Origin of the sequence: Anaerococcus obesiensis (assembly GCF_016599815.1) — a bacterium.
Taxonomy (GTDB): Bacteria; Bacillota; Clostridia; order Tissierellales; family Peptoniphilaceae; genus Anaerococcus; species Anaerococcus vaginalis.
Genome location: NZ_CP067016.1, coordinates 51,578 through 71,448, shown reverse-complemented (window position 1 = coordinate 71,448; position 19,871 = coordinate 51,578). Strand labels below are relative to the sequence as shown.

Genomic DNA, 19,871 nt, shown 5'->3' with positions numbered 1-19,871 from the left:
AGGTGTCAAGATAAAAGGCTATGAGTTTAATGCTCACAGCCTTTTTCTTATATACTCTTGAAAGTATTATCTGAGTTTTCGTTTATTGTTTTAAATCCACTTTTTATTGCTAGTAAAACTCCTACAATCATAAATACAAATACTACTATTAGAGGGATATAATTCATATTTGTTATCAGACCTTTTACCGCAAATACTAATTCATAGTTGCTTCTATATGCTCTCAATGCAATTCCCATAATGAACATAAAGATATAGGCTAAGAAAATATTTTTAAACAATATTTTTCCTTCTCCAAAGACCATCTTTTCCATTTGTTTTTCTGTCATACCTGTAGTGGATAGAAGTTTAAAATCATTGGCTCTTGCTCTAAGGTTTCCTTTAAAACTATTGTAGGCGTTGGAAAGAGCAATTGTTATAAGAATGATTTGTATGCCAAGATTTAATAGTTTTTCATTTCTCATTTGTTCTTTATTCATAGCAGCTTTTATAATTTCTGTAGAAGTTCCATGATCTGATTTTGGAACATAATTTGAAATCACTTTTTCAGCATCATCAAAAACTTTTTCTTTGTTTTTATCGGCTTTGATTTTTACAAAGTAATAATAAACTGGGTTGCCTTCATCTATTCCATATTCATCAATAAATTTTTTCATAGCACTTTCACTTGTAAAGATAGATATTTGATTGTCATTATAAGCTTCTATATTATAAGGCATTTCATCGATACTTGAATCTATTTTTATAGGCATGGACTTACCATTTGCATTATATTTTAAAGTTACTTTTCCTGTATCCTTATCAGAAATTTTTATATATTCATTAAAAGAATAAGGACTTCCACTATTTTTTGGAATTTTATTTAGTAGTAAATACTTTGCATTCGAAATATTATTTTCTTTTAAAAGCTTTTCAAAATCTTCATCTGTTAGGGCGTATATGTTGGAATACAATTTATCTTCCGGTATTTTACCGCTCTTTAAAGCTTCCTTTAAGTCTTTAGAAATAAAATTTTTATTTTCGTCAAGGTAAAACTTAGTATCATTTCTTTGATATACATGCAATTGGTCTATGCCTTCAACTTCTTCTATATCATGAACAAGGTTTTTATCCAAAAAATCATCTACATAAATACTAGAGTCAAAATTGTAAGGACTTTGGTAGTTATTATATTTTTCCTCTAAACTTTTATATGCCTGACTTACTAAAACTGTCGTCAATAAAAAAGCTGATAGAGCTATTGATATCACAATAATTCTATAGGTTGAACGATAAGACCTGTAATAATCTTTTGCTAAAGTCTTTTCTATTGGTCCATTTATTTTTGATTTTCCTAATTTTATATTTTTTTCTGTAATCCCATTTAAACCTTCGACAACATTTATCTTCGCACTTTTCTTGGCAGGGATCAATGCTGAAAAATACACCATTATCAAGGATAACAAAACAATTATTAAAATAGATATAGGGCTTGGAAATATGAAATGGAAATCCATAGATTTTACACTTTGACCTAAAATATTTGATATGTTTTGATAAGATTTTGTATTATTAAGCCACATCAAATATAAGAGCAGATTTGCAGAAGCCAAAGATAAGATTGTTCCCAAGGCTATTGGTAAGGTTGAAAGTTTAAATGCTTTCTTTCGAATTAATTGCTTTACCTGCTTATCTGTCATCCCAGTGCTTTTTAATAAAGCAATTTCCTTTAGATCCCTATTGTTCCATACATTAAAAGCCCCATAAATGATAAAAGCAAAAAGTAGGCAAAGAAAGAAGGCTGCTCCATATTGTTCTAAAGCTGAGTTTACAACACTTTTTGGTGGAATAATTCCTTTTGGATAGACCATTTTATATTCTAAGATATCTTTATTATAAAATACTCTACCAATGTCTAAGGCATGGTTCTCGTCAATATTCATTTCTGATAAAATTTTCCTAGTTTTTGTATAAGTATCTCTTATATTTTTATACCAAATTTCTGCTTCGGTACCAACATTTTTTTCAAACAAGACTTTTTTATCATCACTTTTAGATAAACCTACAAGCATAGCCTCTTCAAATGAATAGCTAAAATCATCATAAGTACCAACTATTTTATAAGTTTTATCACGAACATTTATTTCAGAACCCAAATCATATTCTTTATTTTTTATTAAAAATCTCTCTGGAACTAAAAGTTCATTTGCTTTTTCTGGCTTTTTTCCTTCCTTAATATCATAACGTAAAAGGCTTGCAGGATCTCCATTTTCATAAATATTTGCATTTAAATCTGTCTCTATGATTTTATTAAAAGAAATTTTTTCTATATCCGTATCATTTATTAATTTATCATAAAAACCTTGGTCAATTCCACTTATATTCACATGATAATCTCCAAAAGTTTTCTTTACATACTCATACTTGTCAGTTTTTAACGAGTTTAAGATAAAAATTACAGTTCCTAATAACATTACCGCTAAAAGTATGGAAATTTTAATAGCAAAACTGTCTTTCTTATTATCTTTTACAGCTCCATCAGCTAGGTCATTAATAATTTTCATAAGTTCCATCTCCTAAGAAATTTAACCTACCATCTACCATTCTATAGACCTTATCACAAGAATTTGCTACTTTTTCATCATGAGTAATGATCATAATTGTAGAATTTAATCTTTTATTTATAAGTCTGAAAAGTCCTGTGATTTCTTCTGAGTTTTTTCTATCAAGATTTCCTGTAGGCTCATCTGCTAGAATGATGGCAGGTCTTGTAATAAGACTTCTAGCAATAGCAACCCTTTGTTGTTCTCCGCCTGATAACTGCTTTGGATACCTATCAAGTTTTCCTTCTATTCCTAATATTGACAAAATTTCCTTTAAATATTCTTCATCTACTTTTTTATTGTCCAATAAAAGAGGAAGTAGGATATTTTTTCGAACGTTGATATTTGGAATCAAATTAAAAAATTGGTAGACAACTCCAATATTTCTTCTGCGAAATACTGTCATTTCGTCTTTGTTAAACTTGGTAATATTTTTATCTTGAATAAATATATCCCCACTTGTTGGTGTATCTACTCCTGCTAATAGATGAAGCAAGGTAGACTTTCCTGACCCGCTATCTCCAATAATGGCGACAAGATCTCCTTTCTCCATTTCAAAATTCACATTTGATAGAGCGTGTACTTCTACTCCACTATTGTAAGTTTTTGTTAAATCTACTGTTTTTACAATATTCATATTTAGTCCTCCTTATCTTTCTTAGATGATATTAGACTTAAGTGACTGGAAAGTGACTAGAAAAAATGACTGTGCTTTATTTACACAGCCATAATTAATCAGTTATAAAATCTCAGTTCAAAGGCATTTGATTTTTTCCCCTTATGATATAAAAGCTCTCCATTTTGTCTTTCCATTACAGATTTTGCCATAGGAAGCCCGATTCCATAGCCTTTCGAATTTGGATCCAGCTTATAAAAACGTTTAAAAACTTTTTCTAACATTTCACGATCCAAACCTTTAGAAAAATCTTCTACAAAAATACTTTTATATAGATTTGTTTCTTTAAGTTGGATTTCTATCTGTCTACCTTCTGTAGCTTCTATACCATTTTTCATCACATTGAAAAGTGCTTCATAGGTCCATTTCTTATCGCATATAAGATCAAAATCATCTCCATAAAGAGGAATTTCAATATTATCTTTTATAAAATAATCTTTTAGGTTTCGTATGATATCTTCAACTAACTCTCTAGCTGATATACTATCTTTTGCCATTTCTATTGTCCCAGAATCAAGGGCTGCCAATTTTAATAAAATGTCAGATAAGTTATGGAGTCTAAGTAAATTATCTATAAGTCTTTCTATATATTCTTCTGAAACATTATCAATTTCGTCTTCTAATAGGTCTAACAATAATAGTGATCCAGTCAACGGAGTTTTTATTTGATGGGCAATGTCTTCAGTATATTCTCTTAAAGTTTCCTTATTTTTCTCTGCATTTTCAGCTATTCTCTTGTTTTCTATAATAATTTTAATAATCTCATCTCTGAGTTTGCCAAATTCATCGTCTATAATTTCATAATTATCCGAGTCTATATCAAGTGAATGGAGGAGGCTAAATATATTATTAATCTTATCCTCAAGAGCTTTCTCTTTTTCCTTTCCAATTTTTGAAATAACTATAAACAGAATTATATTTATACCTAGAAAGCCAATAAGTGTTAGAATATCGAATCTTGGATTGAGATAAATTACAAACAAAGACATCAATAAATTTAAAATTAATACAAGTAAAATATTTTTGTTTTTACTCATTGTCCCACCTATATCCTATTCCTCTTATTGTTTTTATATGATTACCATAATCTTCAAGTTTAGATCTGAGTCTTTTTATGGTGACAGTTAGGGTATTGTCATTAACTTCATAAAAATCATAACCCCAAACATAATCTAAAATTCGTTCTCTTAGTAAATTTATATTTTGATTTTCTAAAAGCATTTCCAATATAGCAAACTCTTTTAAGTTAAGGTCTAAATCTTTTCCATCTATCGAAGCTTGTTTTGATATAAGATCTAAAGATAAATTTTCAAAAGTCAGCTCATCAACCTTTTTTATTCTTCTGCTAAATACATTGTCTATTCTCGCCTTTAGGACAGGGAGAGAAAAAGGTTTTGTAATATAGTCATCTGCTCCTTGGGAAAGACCTTTTATAACATATTCATCTTCATTTTTTACAGTAAGCATTATTACAGGAATGTCAGAAAATCCTCTCAGCCATTTTAAAAAATTAAAGCCTGATCCATCTGGAAGATTAGCATCAAGAAGAATTAAATCAAAATCATTAAAATTAAGATTTTCTGTCAGAGAAAGCTTGTTATAAATAATAGTTTCAATATTATGTTTGTTTAAGTAAGTTTTAACAGCAAAAGCAATTGTGCTGTCATCTTCAATCATTAGTATTTTCAATTCTATACTCCAAAAATTGCGATATAACACTTAAAATGCCTACAAATCCTCTTATATTTTCATACTTACATTATCATATCGACATATTTTTATGGTGTAGAAAGTTGTTTTTATGGCTTTTTGTAAGTCTAGTTTATTCATCTTTCAACTGTTAATTTTTTAAAAATTATCATAGGATAATATCGTAATATACTTCAGACTAAGCCTCTATTTTCTATATTTTTTCTACAATATTATATCATATTTTAAAAATAATCTTTAAGGCTGTCTTGGTATTGGAAATTTTTGAAAATTTTTATGAAGGAAATATATTCTTAATTAGATTACAAAGGTGTTTTATTTTATATAAACACAAATATTTGTGATAAAATATAAGATAAAGATTAGGAGGATATATGAATATAAATTGGTATCCGGGTCATATGAAAAAGACCAAAGAAGAAATTAAAAATTCTTTAAAACTTGTTGATATAGTTTTAGAAGTAATAGATGCAAGAATTCCAAAATCTTCAAGAAATCCATTGATTACTGAAATAACTGAAAAAAAAGATAGAATTATTATAATGAATAAAACTGATCTTTCAGATCCAGTTGAAAATGAAAAATGGATAAAAAAATTTGCTGATGATGGAATAAAAGCGATAAAAATGAATGCAAAAGAAAAAATAAATACAAAAGAAATTTATAATATTGCAAAAGAAATTCTTTTTGAAAAATTTAAAAAAAATGAAGAAAAAAATATTGAAAATGAAAATATTAGGATGATGGTTGTAGGAATTCCAAATTCTGGGAAATCTACTTTTATAAATAATATTGCAAAAAGAAAGGGAGCAAGGGTTGGAAATAGACCTGGAGTTACTCAACAAAAACAATGGATAAAAACAAAAGAAAATATTTTGCTTTTGGATACACCTGGTGTTTTGTGGCCAAAATTTGATGGGCAAACAGGACTTAATTTGTCTTTTACAAATGCAATTAAGGATGAAATTTTAAATATTGAGGAATTGTGCCTTAAATTTATTGAATTTATGAAAGAATTTTATCCAAAAAATTTGGAAGAAAGGTATAAGATAGATTCTAATAAAACTGCTCTTGAAATTTATGAAGAAATCGGGATAAAAAGAGGGGCAATTATTAGAAAAGGCGAAGTTGATTATACAAGATGTGCAAATTTAATTTTTAATGATTTTAGAAGTGGAAAACTTGGAAGGATAACAATTGAAAAAGCCTAGATATTCTGAATTTAATGATAAAATAAAAAATGAAATTCATGAAAAATATGAATTGATTGCAGGAATAGATGAAGTTGGAAGGGGGCCTTTGGCAGGACCTGTTGTGGCTTGTGCAGTTATAATGAAAAAAGATTCTCATATTAAAGGAGTCACAGATTCCAAAAAATTATCAAAAAAGAAAATGAAAGAACTCTACCAAAAAATTATAGATGATACGATTTCCTATTCTTTTGGTTATGCAAATAATATCCTTATTGATAAAATTAATATAAAAGAGGCAACGAAACTTGCTATGAAAGATGCCCTAGAAGGTCTTAAAAAAAAGCCTCAAATTGTTTTGATTGATGCTGAAAGAATTGATACGGATATTAAACAATTAAATATAGTAAAGGGCGACTTGTATGAATATTCTATTTCATGTGCATCAATTCTTGCTAAGGTTAGAAGGGATAAAATAATGGAAAATTTCTCAAAAATTTATCCTCATTATTCATTTGAAACAAACGCAGGCTATGGAACAAAAAAACACTACGATGGTCTTGAAAAATATGGGGAATGTCCAATTCATAGAAAAACTTTTTTAAGAAAATTTTATGAAAGGCAATTATCTTTTCTATGAAAAGCAAAAAAAGAACAATAGGAGATTTTGGGGAGGATATAGCCTTAAAATATTTGGAGAAAAAAGGTTACCAAATTTTGGATAGAAATTTCATAAAACCCTACGGAGAAATTGATATTATTGCAATAAAAGATGATATTTTGACCTTTGTGGAAGTTAAAACAAGAAAAAATGATGAATTTAAGCCTGCAAGTTTGGATGTTGATTATTATAAACAAGAAAGAATCAAAAAAACAGCCCAAGCCTATATTATGGAAAAAGATTTGGGCGAATTTTTGATCTCTTTTGATGTGTGCGAAGTTTATCTTGAAAATAAAACAATTCATTACATAAAAAACGCTTTTGGTGATTAGATGGACAAAAAAGATTTGTTATTATATTTTAATTTTATAAATTTACAAAACAAAATAATTTTGGATTTTTGTGAAAATCTTGATATGGATAATTTTTTTGACCTTGATAGGAAAATTTTTGAAAATTTATCTAAGATAAATAAGGAAAAGATATTTTCTTCTAAGAATTTAGAAAATTTTAAAGCTTATAGACAAAAAGTTTTTAATGGTCCTTATAAAATTTCTACCATATACGATGATAATTATCCGGTAAATTTATCCTACATAGATGACAGGCCTGCTCTTTTTTATTACAAGGGAAAGTTGGAAAAAGAGGACAAAAACGCCATAGCCTTTGTTGGTGCAAGAAAATGTACTGATTATGGGAAATGGGCTTGTAAAAAAATCGTAGAAGGTTTTAAGGATACAAATATTAGGACTGTATCAGGTCTTGCTTATGGAATTGATGCAATTAGCCATAAGGTAAGTCTTGAAAATAATATTAAAACTATTGGAGTAATTGGCTCAGGTCTTGATATAATTTATCCCAAGGCAAATAAATATTTGTATGAAAAAATGCAAGAAAAGGGAGTAATAATTTCGGAATTTCCCTTAGAAACTCCGCCAAATGCCTACAATTTTCCAAGAAGAAATAGGATAATTTCTGGACTTAGCAAGGGAGTTTGTGTGATTGAGGCAAAGGAGAAATCTGGAACTATGATTACAACAAATTTTGCCCTTGAACAGGGAAGGGAAGTGTTTTGTCTTCCAGGAAATATAAATTCGATTTATTCAAAGGGATGCAACAAATTAATTCAAGAAGGATCCAAACTTGTAATGGATGCAAGTGATATAATAGATGAAATTGAAGATTTTAAAAGTATAAATAATAAGAAAAACAAAATTAATCTTGATGGACTTGATAAAGATGCGGCAAATGTAGTAAAGTATATAATCGACAAGCCATCTTCAAATGCAGATGAGATTTCGCAAAATCTATCCATTTCGATTGAGGATGTAAATTATATTTTGATATTTTTGGAATTAAATGATTATATAGAAAATATGGGAAACAATGAGTATGTGTGTAAAGGGGATTAAATGGCAAAAAATTTAGTAATAGTAGAATCTCCAACAAAGGCTAAGTCAATCACTAGGATGTTGGGCTCAAATTATAAGGTAAGAGCAACTTATGGTCATCTTAGAGATTTGCCAAAGTCTAAACTTGGAGTGGATATAGAAAATAATTTTGAACCAAAATATATAAAAGTTCGTGGAAAGGCAAAAACAATCAATGCCTTAAAAAAAGAAGCAGAAAGCGTAGACAAAGTTTATCTTGCAACAGACCCTGATAGGGAAGGCGAGGCAATAAGCTGGCATTTGCAATATCTTTTGGGACTTGATAAAAATGAATTAAACAGAGTAGAATTTCATGAGATAACAAAAAATAATGTAAAAAATGCTATCAAAAATCCAAGAAAAATCGACCAAAATTTGGTAGATAGCCAACAAGCAAGAAGAATTATGGACAGGATAGTAGGTTATGAAATTTCTCCAATTTTGTGGAAAAGAGTAAAATCTGGTCTATCTGCAGGAAGAGTCCAATCAGTTGCTTTAAAACTAATTGTAGATAAGCAAAGAGAAATTGATTCTTTTGTTCCTGAAGAATATTGGACAATTACAGCCAAGCACAAAGAAGATAAAATTGAATTTGAATCAGAATTTTATGGATCAAAATCCAAAAAAATGAAAATTTCAAATGAAAATGGGGCAGAAAAAATCCTAAATAGGATTGATAAGGACAAGTTTGAAGTTGTAGATATTCAAAAAACAAAAAAGAAAAGAAAACCACAAAAGCCATATACAACTTCAACTTTACAACAAGACGCCTCAAATAAATTAGGATTTTCTACAAAATATACAATGTCTCTTGCCCAACAATTATTTGAAGGAATTGATTTAGGAGAAAAGGGAAGAGTCGGTCTAATTACTTATATGAGAACAGATGCCACAAGACTTTCAAATGAAATTATTGGAGAAAGTTTATCATATATTAAGGAAAAATTTGGAGAAAAATACGCATCAAAAGGAAATTCTTATTCAAAAAAATCAAAAACAAGTCAAGATGCTCATGAGGCAATAAGGCCTACTTCAATTTACAATGATCCAATAAGTGTAAAAGAATATTTAACAGACCAACAATATAAACTCTACAAATTAATTTGGACAAGAGTTGTTGCAAGTCAAATGACAGATTACGAATATTTGTCAACATCTCTTTCTTTTGATTCAAATGGAGTGATTTTTAAAACAAATGGAAAAATAACCTTGTTTGATGGGTTTATGAAAGTTTCAAATGCAAAAGAAAATGAAAATATCCTACCAGATTTAAAAAAGGGAGATATTATAAAAGCACTTGACATTAAAAAAGACCAACATTTTACTAAGCCACCAGCAAATTACACAGAGGCAAGTCTTGTAAAAACTTTGGAAGAATATGGAATAGGAAGACCATCAACCTATTCATCAACAATAGCTTCAATTATTTCAAGAAATTATGTAGAATTTGAACAAAGAAAAATTCTTCCGACAAAACTTGGAATAAGAGTAAATGATTTTTTACAAGAAAGTTTTGACGACATAATAAATGTAGAATTCACAGCGAAAATGGAAGATGAACTTGATAAAATTGCTCAAGATGAAGTTTATTGGAAAGATGTCTTAAAATCTTTTTATGAAGGATTTGAAAAAGATTTAAAACAAGTTTCAAAAGATAGGACAGATTATAAGGTAAAAGATAAAGTTTTGGATGAAAAATGTCCAAAGTGTGGCCATCCGCTTGCAGAAAAACACGGAAGAAATGGAAAATTTATTGGATGTACAAATTTCCCAGAATGCGATTTTACAAAATCAATTATAAAAACAACAGGAGTAAAATGTCCAGAATGTGAAAATGGAGAAATAATAGAAAAAGTTTCTAAGAAGGGCAAAAGATTTTACGGCTGTTCAAATTTTCCAAAATGTGATTACGCAACATGGGATCCACCAACAGGAGAGAAATGTCCAAAATGCGGAGACCTTTTAGTCCACAAAAAAAATAGATCAACTGATGAAATAAAATGTAATTCTTGTGATTACGTTAAAGAAAAAAGAAGATAAAATTTTTTATTAAAAAAGCAGGCTTTATGCCTGCTTTATTTTTTTAAAATTATTTAATTTCTTCAGAAAACCCTTCAAGTTTTGATGTACAATGAGGACATCTTGTTGCTTCTATATTAATTTCTGATTTACAATGAGGGCAAATTTTTGTTGTAGCTTCTACAACTTCTTCTTTTTTTGCCTTGTTCAATGCTTTTACAATTAAAAATAGGAATAATGAAATAATTAAAAATGTAATAATTGCATTAATAACGCTACCTATTTGTAATTTTGCTCCAAAAAAATTAACTGCCAAATCTTCGTAATCAACTCCTGCTGTAAGTCCTGAAATAATTGGCATCAAAATTCCATCTACAACAGCAGTTACAATTGCAGTGAAAGCAGAGCCCATGATAAGACCTATTGCCAAGTCAACTACATTTCCCTTTGAAATAAATTCTTTAAATTCTTTCCACATAATATCTCCTTATTTCTTATTTGTCTTCATTATACTCATATTTTTATAAATGTGTAGGATAGAAAATATTTTAAAAATAGTATAGTGATTATAAGGAGAAAAAATTTATGAAAAATTTACAAGTTGATGATGAATTTTATAAAAAATTATCTAAATATGCTGTTTTTATTCCTATAATTAATATTGATGGGAAAGACCATATTTTATTTGAAGTTAGGAGTAATCTCATTTCTCAAGCTGGCGAAGTTTCTTTTCCTGGTGGTGGAGTAAATGAAGGAGAAAAATTTGAGATGGCTGCCATTAGGGAATGTAGGGAAGAATTAAATTTAGATGAAAAAGATGTTTCTTTGATTGGTTATTCTTCTATGATTTTGTCTTCTTCAAATAGGCTAATCAAAGCTTATTATGGAAGAATTAATAAAAATTTTGAAAATATTTCTTATAATATGGAAGTTGATTCTATTTTTACGGTTTCTATTGATTATTTGAAAAAAAATCCTCCAGAAAAATATACGGCAAAACTCAAAATGGATTTGCCAGATGATTTTCCTTTTGAAAAAATTCCTAATGGAAAAAATTATAATTTTTGGCAAAGATACCATACTTTTTATTTTTATAATACAAAACCTGTTATATGGGGAATGACTGCAAATGTTTTGAAAGATTTTTTAAAATTTTATAAATAATTATTTCTTATAAAGATTTATAATTTGTGGTAAAATTAGTTTATAGGAGAATTGTTTGTAAGAAAGAAAGATGTGGTTATGAAAAGTTATATTATAGAAAAATTAAAAGATTATTCCAAATCTAATGAAAAAGTCAAGGCGATTTTTTTTGTAAAGGAAGATAATAATAATGAATATTTTGCAAATATTTATCTTGTTTTGAGTGATATTATTATTTCAAAAATCAAAGAAGATTTGGAAAATATTTTTGATGATTATGCAATGATTAATAAAAGAAAAGATTCTTTTGAGCTTGATAAAAAAAATCAACAATTTACAAAGTTCGAACTTTATACTAATGATTCTACAAAAATTTCCATAAATTTAATTTTGGAAGATAAGGCAAATGATTTTATAAAATTGTGTCCGGGAAGTATTGAATTTATTTGTGATAAAATGAATTTAGAAGAAGAAATTGGTGAGAAAAATATTGTTTATAGTCTTGCTCGTGAATTTGAATTTGATGAGTGTTGTAAGAACTTTTTTTCAAGCTGTTTGGATGTTTCTTTTAATCTTATGTCAAGAGATCTTATTAGTGCAGGTTATAGAATGCAAAGTGTAAGGGATTATCTATATAAATTATTAAATTGGTATATAATTGATAAATTTAATAAGGGCAAAGATGCTGGGGAGTATGGACAAAATTTAATTCATACTTTGGAAGCTGATATTAAGGAAGAATTGTTATTGACCTTTAAAACAAATGATATTACTGAAATTTATGGGGCAATTTTTGCAGCTTGCCAATTGTTTAGAAAAATTGGTATGCAACTTTCTGAAAAATTCGATTTTTCTTATCCAAAAAAAGATGATGTTTATACACTAAAGCTTTTGAGAAAAAATTACAAAAAAATGGAATCGCTACAAGTATAGGGGGATGAATGAAAAGGAAAAAAATTATAGCATTTTTATTGGCGTTTTTGTTTATATTTTCTCCAATCAAAACTTTTGCTGATGATACGGTAGCAAAAGACGGAGATAATATTGTTGGTGCTGATAAATTTGTAAAAGCGTACTTGATTGGAAATCAAGAAAGTGGAGATATTTTTTATCAAAAAAATGCAGATCAAACTTATCCAATAGCATCAATGAGTAAGCTTATGACATTTTTACTTGCAAGAGATGCAATCGAAAGTGGAAAAATTTCTTTTGATACAAAGGTTAAGGGGACTAAGGAAGCCGAAGACTTAACAGGGCCAGAATATTCTGCAATGGGAATTAAAGAAGGCGAACAGTACACAATAAAAGAATTGCTCACAGGTCTTATGGTAGTTAGTGGCAATGATTGTGCAAATCTTTTGGCAAGTACAATTTCAGGAAGTGAAGCTAATTTTGCCAATGATATGAATAAAAAAGCTCAAGAATTAAATTTGAAAAGTCAAAAATATTACAATGCATCAGGAATAAATACAGAAGATGATAAACAAAATTCATCATCTGCAAAAGATTTATTTGAACTTACAAGAATAATTGTTGACAAGTATCCAGATGTTTTAGAATATTCAAAAATAAATGAGATTAATGATAACAAAAAAGATATTCACAAAAAATCAACTATTCCACTTAGGGACGAAATAAAAGGCGTTGATGGATTAAAAACAGGAACAACAGAAGAAGCAGGTCATTGTTTAACAACAACCATCGATATGAACAAATTTGATCCAAAAAATGAATTTAGGGCAATAGGAATCGTGATGGGAGCTGAAGAAAATGAATTTAGAAATTCAGCTATGACCGATTTAATCTATTACGTTTCAAGATATTTTAATTATAAAAAACTTACAGATAAAGATTTGCCTAGCGATTCAATAAAAGTTAATTCCGTAAAAGAAGGATATGTAGAATTATATCCAGAAAAAACAGTTGGCTTTATAATTAAAGACAAAGCAATGCCAAGTGTGAAAATTAAAATTAATAAAGATATAAAAGCACCAATCAAAAAAAATGAAAAACTCGGCAAGGCTTACATAAAATATAAGGACAAAGCATACGAAGTTAATTTGATAAGCAAAAAAGATCAACAAAAGGCATCAAACTTTACTAGAGTAAAAAGAACAGTATCAGATGCTTGCAATTTTTTGGTAGAATGTATTATAGCTAGATAGAAAAAGTTTTACTTTTTCTATCTTTTCTGCTATACTATTGGGGTAGGTCCTGGTAGCTCAGCTGGATAGAGCACCGCCCTCCTAAGGCGGGTGTCGGAGGTTCGAATCCTCTTCAGGACGCCAAATATTTTTAGCTATTGCAAATTTTAAAAAAATGAGCGATAGCTTTTTTTGTTGAAAAAAACTTTAAAATAATTTAAAATTGTGGAGAAATAAATGGATGATATTTTTTATATGAAAGAAGCCATAAATGAGGCAAAGCTTGCAAGATTAGAAGACGAAGTTCCAATTGGTTGTGTGATTGTAAAAGATGAAAAAATAATTGCAAGAAGTCACAACTATACATACAAAGGAAAATCTGCATTGAAACACGCAGAAATTCTTGCGATTGATAAGGCGAGCAAGTATGTTGGAGATTTTAGATTAGAAGATTGCACAATGTATGTAACAATGGAGCCTTGTTCCATGTGTGCTGGAGCAATAATAAATTCAAGAATAAAAAGATTAGTTATAGGTCTTGCCGATGTAAAAAGAGGAGCTTGCGGTTCAAACACAAATATTACAGGAGACAGAAGCCAATTGCATTATTTAGATGCAGAATTTGGTTTGATGAAAGAAGAAAGCCTAGAGCTTTTGCAAAATTTTTTTAAAAAATTGAGAAATAAAAAGAAAAAAGATTCTTGCCAATAAGGGTAAGAATCTTTTTTAAAATAAATTAAATTGTAGCAATAATTTGCCAAAATACCTTGTATTTATCGATCAAGGTTGTAAATAATTTCTTATTAATTGTTTGGGGTTGCATTAATACCTTTGATTCCTTTTCAAGTTTTGAATAAGCTTTATATAAATTTTCGCTGTTTGTTTCAATAACAACCCTTCCATTATTTCCACTTGTCCAATGCTTATCATCAGTTGTGTCAAATAAATATACATTATTTCCATAAATTTCTAATTTTGAATTATAAATTCGATCTCGGATTTCTTCGGGAAAGTTATACTGTTCAAAGTCAGAATATCTGATTATTTTTTCAGGCGGATCAAGGTCAAACATATCGCAATAATATTCAATAGCCTCCAAGCATTTTCCATTTTTAAATGATATACCAACTGCCATATTAAATTCCTTTCTTTAATTAAATTTAACATAATAGTATAATAATATCAAGATAAAAAATTATTAATAAAATATAAAGGGGGCGTAAATGAAGATTTCTTTAATAGATCCTTTGCTCGTTGATGATAAAATAATTGAAAGTCATAAGGAAAAAATAGAAAAACTTGGTCATGAATTTCAATATTTCAAAAAAAGCGCATCTGATGATGAAAAAATAATTGAAAGATTAAAAGACAGCGATGTGGCTATAATTACAAATAATAAATTTTCAAAAAATGTAATTGAAAATACAAATTTAAAATTAATTGATGTGGCATTTACTGGTTTTAATCATGTTGATATTGAAGCATGCAATGAAAAAAATATTATTGTAGAAAATGCCAGCGGATATTCTGATGATTCTGTCGCTGAGCTAGTGCTTGGTCTTACAATTTCTCTTATGAGAAAATTTAATGAAAACAGAAAAAATATGTATGAATATGAATCTTTTAAGGTCATTGGTCAAATTATAAAAGGAAAAACTGTTGGAGTTGTTGGCACAGGAAAAATTGGAATAAGAGTTATTGAATTATTTAAGGCTTTTGGTGCAAATATTTTGGCATATAGTCGAAGTGAAAAAGATGAAGTGAAAAATCTTGGTGCAAAGTATGTTAGCCTTGATGAGCTTTTGAAAAATTCTGATATTGTTACAATTCATCTTCCTCAAAACAAAGAAACTTGTGGTTTTATTGGAAAAAATGAACTTGATCTTATGAAAGATAAGGCAATTTTGATAAATTGTGCAAGGGGACCAATTGTTGACAATGATTATTTGGCAAAATTATTAAATGAAGATAAGTTAAGAGCTGGCATTGATGTTTTTGATATGGAACCTCCGATTGATAAAAATTATCCGCTTAGAAATGCAAAAAACACAGTGCTTACAAATCATGTAGGATTTTTAACTCAAGAAGCTATGGATATTAGATGTGAAATTGTTTTTGATAATTTATATAAGTTTCTTGATGGCAAAATCGTAAATAAAGTAAATTAATTATGGATACAAAAATTATAGCGATAGCAGGCGGATCTGCTAGTGGAAAATCTTCTATTGTTGAATATATAAAAAATTATTTTTCTAAAGATTTGTATGTAATTGGACATGACAATTATTATAAATCACATGATGATCTTAGTTTTGAAGATAGGGAAAAATTAAATTATGATAAACCTGAATCTTTTGACAATGAAATGTTTTTAAGGGATCTTTTGGCTTTAAAGGCTGGAAAAGAAATTGATATGCCAACCTATGATTATAATATTCATACTAGAAGCAAAGAAACTATTCATGTTGTTCCAAAAAAGATAATTCTTATTGAAGGAATTTTGGTTTTGTATGATGAGAGAATAAGAAATATTTTGGATACTTGCGTTTTTATTGATGCGGATAGTGACGTAAGACTTCAAAGAAGAATTTTAAGAGATACTAAAGAAAGATCTAGGAGTTTGGAATCGGTTTTGACTCAATATATAAAACAAGTAAAGCCAATGCACGAAAAATATGTTGAGCCAACAAAAAAATATGCAGATATAATAATTCCAAGAGGAGCAAAAAATACTAGAGGAATAGATATTTTAATTAAGCATATCGAAGATTTGATTGAGGAATAAAATGGAAGTGAAGTTACTTGATGTAGATTATAAAAAAATAGAATCCTACTTAAATGGCGATTCCAAGTTGGGCCATAAAATTTTTGGATCAATAAAAAAAGATGATGGATATGTTTTTAGATTATATGCTCCAAAAGCTGATAGGGTTTTAATCAAAGGAGATTTTTCAAATTGGCAAGAAATTCCTATGTTTAAAAATGAAAAGTATGGATATTTTTATAAATTTATTAAGGCAAAAGAGGGCGATTACTATAAATATGTTATAGAAAGTCAAGGAAATAGATTTGAAAAATTTGATCCTTATGGAAAATATTTTGATATGTCTCCAGAATTTGCCACAAAAATTATAGATACATCTTATGATTTTTCTGATGAAAAATGGATGGAAAAAAGAGAAAAAAATTTGGATAAACCAGTAAATATTTATGAAATTCATTTGGGAAGCTGGTTAAGATATAATTCTATGCCAAATATTTTGGATATAGTTGATAAATTAATTTCTTACGTAAAAGATATGGGCTATACTCACATAGAACTTATGCCAGTTACAGAACACCCTTATTATCCTTCTTGGGGCTATCAAGTTTCAGGATTTTTTGCTATGTCATCAAGATATGGTTCTATAAAAGATTTGCAAAAATTTGTAGAGATTTGCCACCAAAATGATATTGGAGTAATTTTTGATTTTGTAATTGTTCATTTTGCAGAAGATTATTATGCCCTAAAATATTTTGATGGAACTAGTCTTTACGAATCTGATTATAAAGATTTGCAATATTCTGAATGGGGAAGTTTGAATTTTGATTATTCAAAAGGTCATGTGAGAAGTTTTATGAAATCTGCTATTAATTTTTGGATAGAAAATTGTCATTTCGATGGAATAAGAATTGATGCAGTTTCTAATATGATTTATTATGATGGAAATAAAAATAGGGGAGTAAATCCTAATAATATTAAATTTTTAAAAGAATTGAACAGAGATCTTTCAAATGATTATCCAAATTTCATGAAAATTGCAGAAGATTCATCATCTTATGAATTTGTAACAGGAAAAAATTCACAAGATAGTCTTGGTTTTGATTACAAGTGGGATTTGGGATGGATGAATGATACTTGCAAATATTTTGAGGTTGATTCAATAAACAGGCATATATATCAAGGAAAAATTAATTTTTCTATGTTTTATTTTTACAGAGAAAATTTTCTTCTACCTTTAAGCCATGACGAGGTAGTTCATCTAAAAAAACCAATGATAAATAAAATGAACGGTTTTTATGAAGATAGGTTTAAACAATTAAAATTATTAAATACTTATCAAATGACTCATCCTGGCAAAAAATTAAATTTTATGGGCAATGAATTTGCAACTTTTGATGAATGGAATGAAAATGAATCTTTAAATTGGGATATTTTAAAATTTCCAATACATTCAGATTTTAAAAATTTTGTGAAAGATTTAAATTTCCTTTACAAGGACAATCCAAGTTTTTACAAAAATGATTTTGATGAAAAAGGATTTTTGTGGAAAGTTGTTGATGACAATATAAATTCTGTTTTTGCCTACGAAAGACTTGCAGATGATAAAAGATTTTTGGTAGTATTAAATATGACTAATACTTATAAAAAATCTTATCCGATTTTTTATGATGAAAATTTGATTTTTGTTGAAAAAATTAATAGTCTTTCTGAAAAATATGGTGGAGATAAATATAAAAGAGAAAATATAAAAATTAATAAGGGGGAAAATCTTGAGCTAGAGCTTTGGGAATATGAGGCTGTAGTTTTTGAAATAAAAGAAAATGAGTAGAAACAAAGAGGCTATCAATCTTTCTTGGTTGGTAGAAAAATGGACAATTTGGGATAATTCATATTTAAAAAATATTTGGTTAAATCTTGACACTTTGGATTTGATAAGAATAAATGATGATATGGATAACAATGACGATATAGAAGAATCTTATATTGATATTGAAAATAATATGGACGAATTTGTTTGTATGCCAGGTCGCGAAGCTGTAAATAAAAAACTTGCAAGAGAAGTTTTTATGGATTATTTGGGAAGCGTCGATAGGGACAGGCTTTTTGAAAATTATAATGAATACTCAGCTGACGAGGAATTTTTGGATTTGATTTATGAGCTAGGACTTGAAAATAAACTCCAAGAATTTAGAGAAAAAATTGCTGGAGCTATTTTATTAAATTGGGCAAATGAAGAAGATATTAAAGTAAATAAAGATATGGTAGTAATAGATTTATATAATAGGGATTAGATTTTGAAAAATAAAAAAATAAAAATGACTTGTGCAGTGCTAGGCTTATGTTTAGCACTTTCATCATGTAATAAAAAAATTGAAAAAGTTAAACCAGAAGCAAAAAGCAATATTAAAAGTGAATTGAGTGATGATAAGAAAATTTCTTCAAACAATTCAAATAATGTTGACGAAAATCAATTGAAAAAATTTGAGGCAACAATTTATGAATACTTTGACACAATAACAACTTTTACTGCTTATTGCAAAAATGAAGAAGAATTCAACAAATACAAAGATTTAGTTGAACAAAGAATGGCAGAATATCATAAATTATTTAATAATTATGATAAATTTGATAAGGTAAATAATTTTTCCACTATAAACGAAAATGCTGGAAAAGAAAAAGTCAAAGTTGACAAAAAAATAATTGATATTTTAAAAGAAGGAAAAAAATGGTACAAGGAAACTGATGGCGATATAAACATTGCATACGGCAGAGTTTTAAAAATATGGCTTGATTTAAGAGAAAAAAGTGAAAAAGATCCAGAAAATATAAAGCTTCCATCAGACAAACAGCTCGAAGAAGCAGGAAAATATAGAAATATAGATGCCATAGAAATAGATGAAAAAAATCAAACAGCATACATTAATGATAAAAATGTTCAAATTGATATTGGTGGAATTGGAAAAGGCTACGCAACTGAATTAATAAAAAAAGAATTGATGGAAAAAGGACTTCAAACTGGAATTTTATCAGTTGGTGGAGATGTTGCAATAATTGGAAAAAATCCTACAAGACCATCGGGGAAATTTAAAATTGCAATAAAAGATCCATCACTATCAGAAGATCATCCTTATGCTTCAGTAGTTTCTGTAAATAAGACATCAGTTGTAACAAGTGGAGATTATGAAAGATATTTTGAAATTGACGGAAAAAAATATCATCACATTATAGATCCAGATACAAATTATCCATCAACAAAATTTAAATCTGTTTCAGTAATAACAGATAATATTGCCTATGCAGATGCTCTTTCAACAGCTCTTTTTATAAAAGATTTGGAAGAAGGAAAAGAATTAGTCAAAAAATTTAATGCAGAAGCTTACTGGATTGACAAAGATGGCAATACATTTAAAACTGAAAATTGGGACAAATACGAAGTAAAAGAAAAATAAAATTTTTTAAAAAATTGATGCGATATTTCGCATCTTTTTTTATAAAAATATTCAAAAATTTTTTCATCTAGTATATAATATAATCTGTATTTAGGAGGTAGGA

The 19,871-nt window shown here is 28.2% G+C and carries 20 protein-coding genes and 1 tRNA gene; 15 read left to right on the top strand and 6 right to left on the bottom strand.

Going from position 1 to position 19,871, the window contains the following annotated elements; genetic code table 11:
• Positions 1-47 precede the first annotated feature (47 nt).
• From I6H46_RS00335 to I6H46_RS00320, 4 genes are all read right to left on the bottom strand, one after another.
• A complete protein-coding gene (locus tag I6H46_RS00335) occupies positions 48-2,543 on the bottom strand; it encodes an FtsX-like permease family protein (RefSeq protein WP_200225892.1) in 2,496 nt (831 codons plus the stop codon).
• Entirely contained in the window at positions 2,530-3,219 is a 690-nt protein-coding gene (locus I6H46_RS00330; protein ID WP_019118457.1) for an ABC transporter ATP-binding protein, read from the bottom strand. Before I6H46_RS00330 ends, I6H46_RS00335 begins: the two co-directional genes overlap by 14 nt.
• 98 nt (positions 3,220-3,317) lie before the next feature.
• The gene (locus I6H46_RS00325) at positions 3,318-4,295 is read right to left on the bottom strand and encodes a sensor histidine kinase (protein WP_019118456.1); all 978 of its coding nucleotides are present in this window, start codon (positions 4,293-4,295) and stop codon (positions 3,318-3,320) included.
• Positions 4,288-4,947 carry a response regulator transcription factor gene (locus tag I6H46_RS00320; protein WP_019118455.1) on the bottom strand — a complete coding sequence of 220 codons (660 nt, stop codon included), beginning with the start codon at positions 4,945-4,947 and terminating at the stop codon, positions 4,288-4,290. The genes I6H46_RS00325 and I6H46_RS00320 overlap by 8 nt, the downstream gene beginning before the upstream one ends.
• Before the next feature lie 395 nt (positions 4,948-5,342).
• Here I6H46_RS00320 and ylqF point away from each other — a divergent pair, with 395 nt between their 5' ends.
• The 5 genes from ylqF to topA are packed head-to-tail and all read left to right on the top strand — an operon-like array spanning position 5,343 to position 10,289.
• Complete coding sequence (gene ylqF / locus I6H46_RS00315) at positions 5,343-6,179, top strand: ribosome biogenesis GTPase YlqF (RefSeq protein ID WP_019117404.1); 837 nt, start codon at positions 5,343-5,345, stop codon at positions 6,177-6,179.
• Positions 6,166-6,798, top strand: a complete 633-nt coding sequence (locus I6H46_RS00310; protein ID WP_019117405.1) for a ribonuclease HII — start codon at positions 6,166-6,168, stop codon at positions 6,796-6,798. The genes ylqF and I6H46_RS00310 overlap by 14 nt, the downstream gene beginning before the upstream one ends.
• Positions 6,795-7,151 carry a YraN family protein gene (locus I6H46_RS00305; RefSeq protein WP_019117406.1) on the top strand — a complete coding sequence of 119 codons (357 nt, stop codon included), beginning with the start codon at positions 6,795-6,797 and terminating at the stop codon, positions 7,149-7,151. Before I6H46_RS00310 ends, I6H46_RS00305 begins: the two co-directional genes overlap by 4 nt.
• On the top strand, positions 7,152-8,231 hold the full coding sequence (gene dprA, locus I6H46_RS00300; protein ID WP_200225891.1) for a DNA-processing protein DprA: 1,080 nt from the start codon (positions 7,152-7,154) through the stop codon (positions 8,229-8,231).
• Positions 8,232-10,289 carry a type I DNA topoisomerase gene (topA, locus tag I6H46_RS00295; RefSeq protein ID WP_200225889.1) on the top strand — a complete coding sequence of 686 codons (2,058 nt, stop codon included), beginning with the start codon at positions 8,232-8,234 and terminating at the stop codon, positions 10,287-10,289.
• 49 nt (positions 10,290-10,338) lie between these two features.
• Here topA and mscL read toward each other — a convergent pair whose 3' ends face one another.
• Positions 10,339-10,746, bottom strand: a complete 408-nt coding sequence (gene mscL, locus I6H46_RS00290; protein WP_019117408.1) for a large conductance mechanosensitive channel protein MscL — start codon at positions 10,744-10,746, stop codon at positions 10,339-10,341.
• Positions 10,747-10,853: 107 nt separating this feature from the next.
• Here mscL and I6H46_RS00285 point away from each other — a divergent pair, with 107 nt between their 5' ends.
• The 5 genes from I6H46_RS00285 to I6H46_RS00265 all read left to right on the top strand — a co-directional run bounded on the left by I6H46_RS00285 (position 10,854) and on the right by I6H46_RS00265 (position 14,266).
• Positions 10,854-11,432, top strand: a complete 579-nt coding sequence (locus I6H46_RS00285) for an NUDIX hydrolase (protein WP_019117409.1) — start codon at positions 10,854-10,856, stop codon at positions 11,430-11,432.
• A gap of 78 nt (positions 11,433-11,510) precedes the next feature.
• Positions 11,511-12,344 carry an aminoglycoside 6-adenylyltransferase gene (locus tag I6H46_RS00280; RefSeq protein WP_019117410.1) on the top strand — a complete coding sequence of 278 codons (834 nt, stop codon included), beginning with the start codon at positions 11,511-11,513 and terminating at the stop codon, positions 12,342-12,344.
• A gap of 8 nt (positions 12,345-12,352) precedes the next feature.
• Positions 12,353-13,576 carry a D-alanyl-D-alanine carboxypeptidase family protein gene (locus tag I6H46_RS00275; RefSeq protein ID WP_019117411.1) on the top strand — a complete coding sequence of 408 codons (1,224 nt, stop codon included), beginning with the start codon at positions 12,353-12,355 and terminating at the stop codon, positions 13,574-13,576.
• Positions 13,577-13,622: 46 nt separating this feature from the next.
• Positions 13,623-13,699 (top strand) — tRNA-Arg (locus I6H46_RS00270).
• A 93-nt stretch (positions 13,700-13,792) separates the two neighbouring features.
• Positions 13,793-14,266: a nucleoside deaminase gene (locus tag I6H46_RS00265; RefSeq protein ID WP_004839142.1), complete on the top strand. Its 474-nt coding sequence runs from the start codon at positions 13,793-13,795 to the stop codon at positions 14,264-14,266.
• A gap of 25 nt (positions 14,267-14,291) precedes the next feature.
• Here the strand turns inward: I6H46_RS00265 and I6H46_RS00260 are convergent, their stop codons facing one another.
• A complete protein-coding gene (locus tag I6H46_RS00260; RefSeq protein ID WP_019117412.1) occupies positions 14,292-14,690 on the bottom strand; it encodes a VOC family protein in 399 nt (132 codons plus the stop codon).
• 88 nt (positions 14,691-14,778) lie between these two features.
• On the opposite strand from I6H46_RS00260, the gene I6H46_RS00255 reads away from it, so the two are divergent.
• Genes I6H46_RS00255 through I6H46_RS00235 form a run of 5 tightly spaced genes read left to right on the top strand, consistent with a single transcriptional unit; the run spans position 14,779 to position 19,768 of the window.
• On the top strand, positions 14,779-15,723 hold the full coding sequence (locus I6H46_RS00255; protein ID WP_019117413.1) for an NAD(P)-dependent oxidoreductase: 945 nt from the start codon (positions 14,779-14,781) through the stop codon (positions 15,721-15,723).
• Between the two features lie 2 nt (positions 15,724-15,725).
• Positions 15,726-16,340, top strand: coding sequence for a uridine kinase (gene udk / locus I6H46_RS00250; RefSeq protein WP_019117414.1), 615 nt, complete (start codon positions 15,726-15,728; stop codon positions 16,338-16,340).
• A 1-nt stretch (position 16,341) separates the two neighbouring features.
• On the top strand, positions 16,342-18,147 hold the full coding sequence (gene glgB / locus I6H46_RS00245; protein WP_019117415.1) for a 1,4-alpha-glucan branching protein GlgB: 1,806 nt from the start codon (positions 16,342-16,344) through the stop codon (positions 18,145-18,147).
• Complete coding sequence (locus I6H46_RS00240) at positions 18,140-18,610, top strand: hypothetical protein (RefSeq protein WP_004839137.1); 471 nt, start codon at positions 18,140-18,142, stop codon at positions 18,608-18,610. Before glgB ends, I6H46_RS00240 begins: the two co-directional genes overlap by 8 nt.
• A 24-nt stretch (positions 18,611-18,634) precedes the next feature.
• Complete coding sequence (locus I6H46_RS00235; RefSeq protein WP_019117416.1) at positions 18,635-19,768, top strand: FAD:protein FMN transferase; 1,134 nt, start codon at positions 18,635-18,637, stop codon at positions 19,766-19,768.
• The last annotated feature ends 103 nt before the right edge of the window (positions 19,769-19,871 follow it).

Coding starts and splice junctions, on each gene's coding strand:
- I6H46_RS00305 (WP_019117406.1), top strand. CDS start 6,795: ATGAAAAGCAAAAAAAGAACAATAGGAGATTTTGGGGAGGATATAGCC.
- I6H46_RS00255 (WP_019117413.1), top strand. CDS start 14,779: ATGAAGATTTCTTTAATAGATCCTTTGCTCGTTGATGATAAAATAATT.
- I6H46_RS00280 (WP_019117410.1), top strand. CDS start 11,511: ATGAAAAGTTATATTATAGAAAAATTAAAAGATTATTCCAAATCTAAT.
- topA (WP_200225889.1), top strand. CDS start 8,232: ATGGCAAAAAATTTAGTAATAGTAGAATCTCCAACAAAGGCTAAGTCA.
- ylqF (WP_019117404.1), top strand. CDS start 5,343: ATGAATATAAATTGGTATCCGGGTCATATGAAAAAGACCAAAGAAGAA.
- I6H46_RS00335 (WP_200225892.1), bottom strand. CDS start 2,543: ATGAAAATTATTAATGACCTAGCTGATGGAGCTGTAAAAGATAATAAG.
- I6H46_RS00325 (WP_019118456.1), bottom strand. CDS start 4,295: ATGAGTAAAAACAAAAATATTTTACTTGTATTAATTTTAAATTTATTG.
- I6H46_RS00265 (WP_004839142.1), top strand. CDS start 13,793: ATGGATGATATTTTTTATATGAAAGAAGCCATAAATGAGGCAAAGCTT.
- I6H46_RS00260 (WP_019117412.1), bottom strand. CDS start 14,690: ATGGCAGTTGGTATATCATTTAAAAATGGAAAATGCTTGGAGGCTATT.
- dprA (WP_200225891.1), top strand. CDS start 7,152: ATGGACAAAAAAGATTTGTTATTATATTTTAATTTTATAAATTTACAA.
- udk (WP_019117414.1), top strand. CDS start 15,726: ATGGATACAAAAATTATAGCGATAGCAGGCGGATCTGCTAGTGGAAAA.
- mscL (WP_019117408.1), bottom strand. CDS start 10,746: ATGTGGAAAGAATTTAAAGAATTTATTTCAAAGGGAAATGTAGTTGAC.
- I6H46_RS00235 (WP_019117416.1), top strand. CDS start 18,635: ATGACTTGTGCAGTGCTAGGCTTATGTTTAGCACTTTCATCATGTAAT.
- I6H46_RS00330 (WP_019118457.1), bottom strand. CDS start 3,219: ATGAATATTGTAAAAACAGTAGATTTAACAAAAACTTACAATAGTGGA.
- glgB (WP_019117415.1), top strand. CDS start 16,342: ATGGAAGTGAAGTTACTTGATGTAGATTATAAAAAAATAGAATCCTAC.
- I6H46_RS00285 (WP_019117409.1), top strand. CDS start 10,854: ATGAAAAATTTACAAGTTGATGATGAATTTTATAAAAAATTATCTAAA.
- I6H46_RS00240 (WP_004839137.1), top strand. CDS start 18,140: ATGAGTAGAAACAAAGAGGCTATCAATCTTTCTTGGTTGGTAGAAAAA.
- I6H46_RS00275 (WP_019117411.1), top strand. CDS start 12,353: ATGAAAAGGAAAAAAATTATAGCATTTTTATTGGCGTTTTTGTTTATA.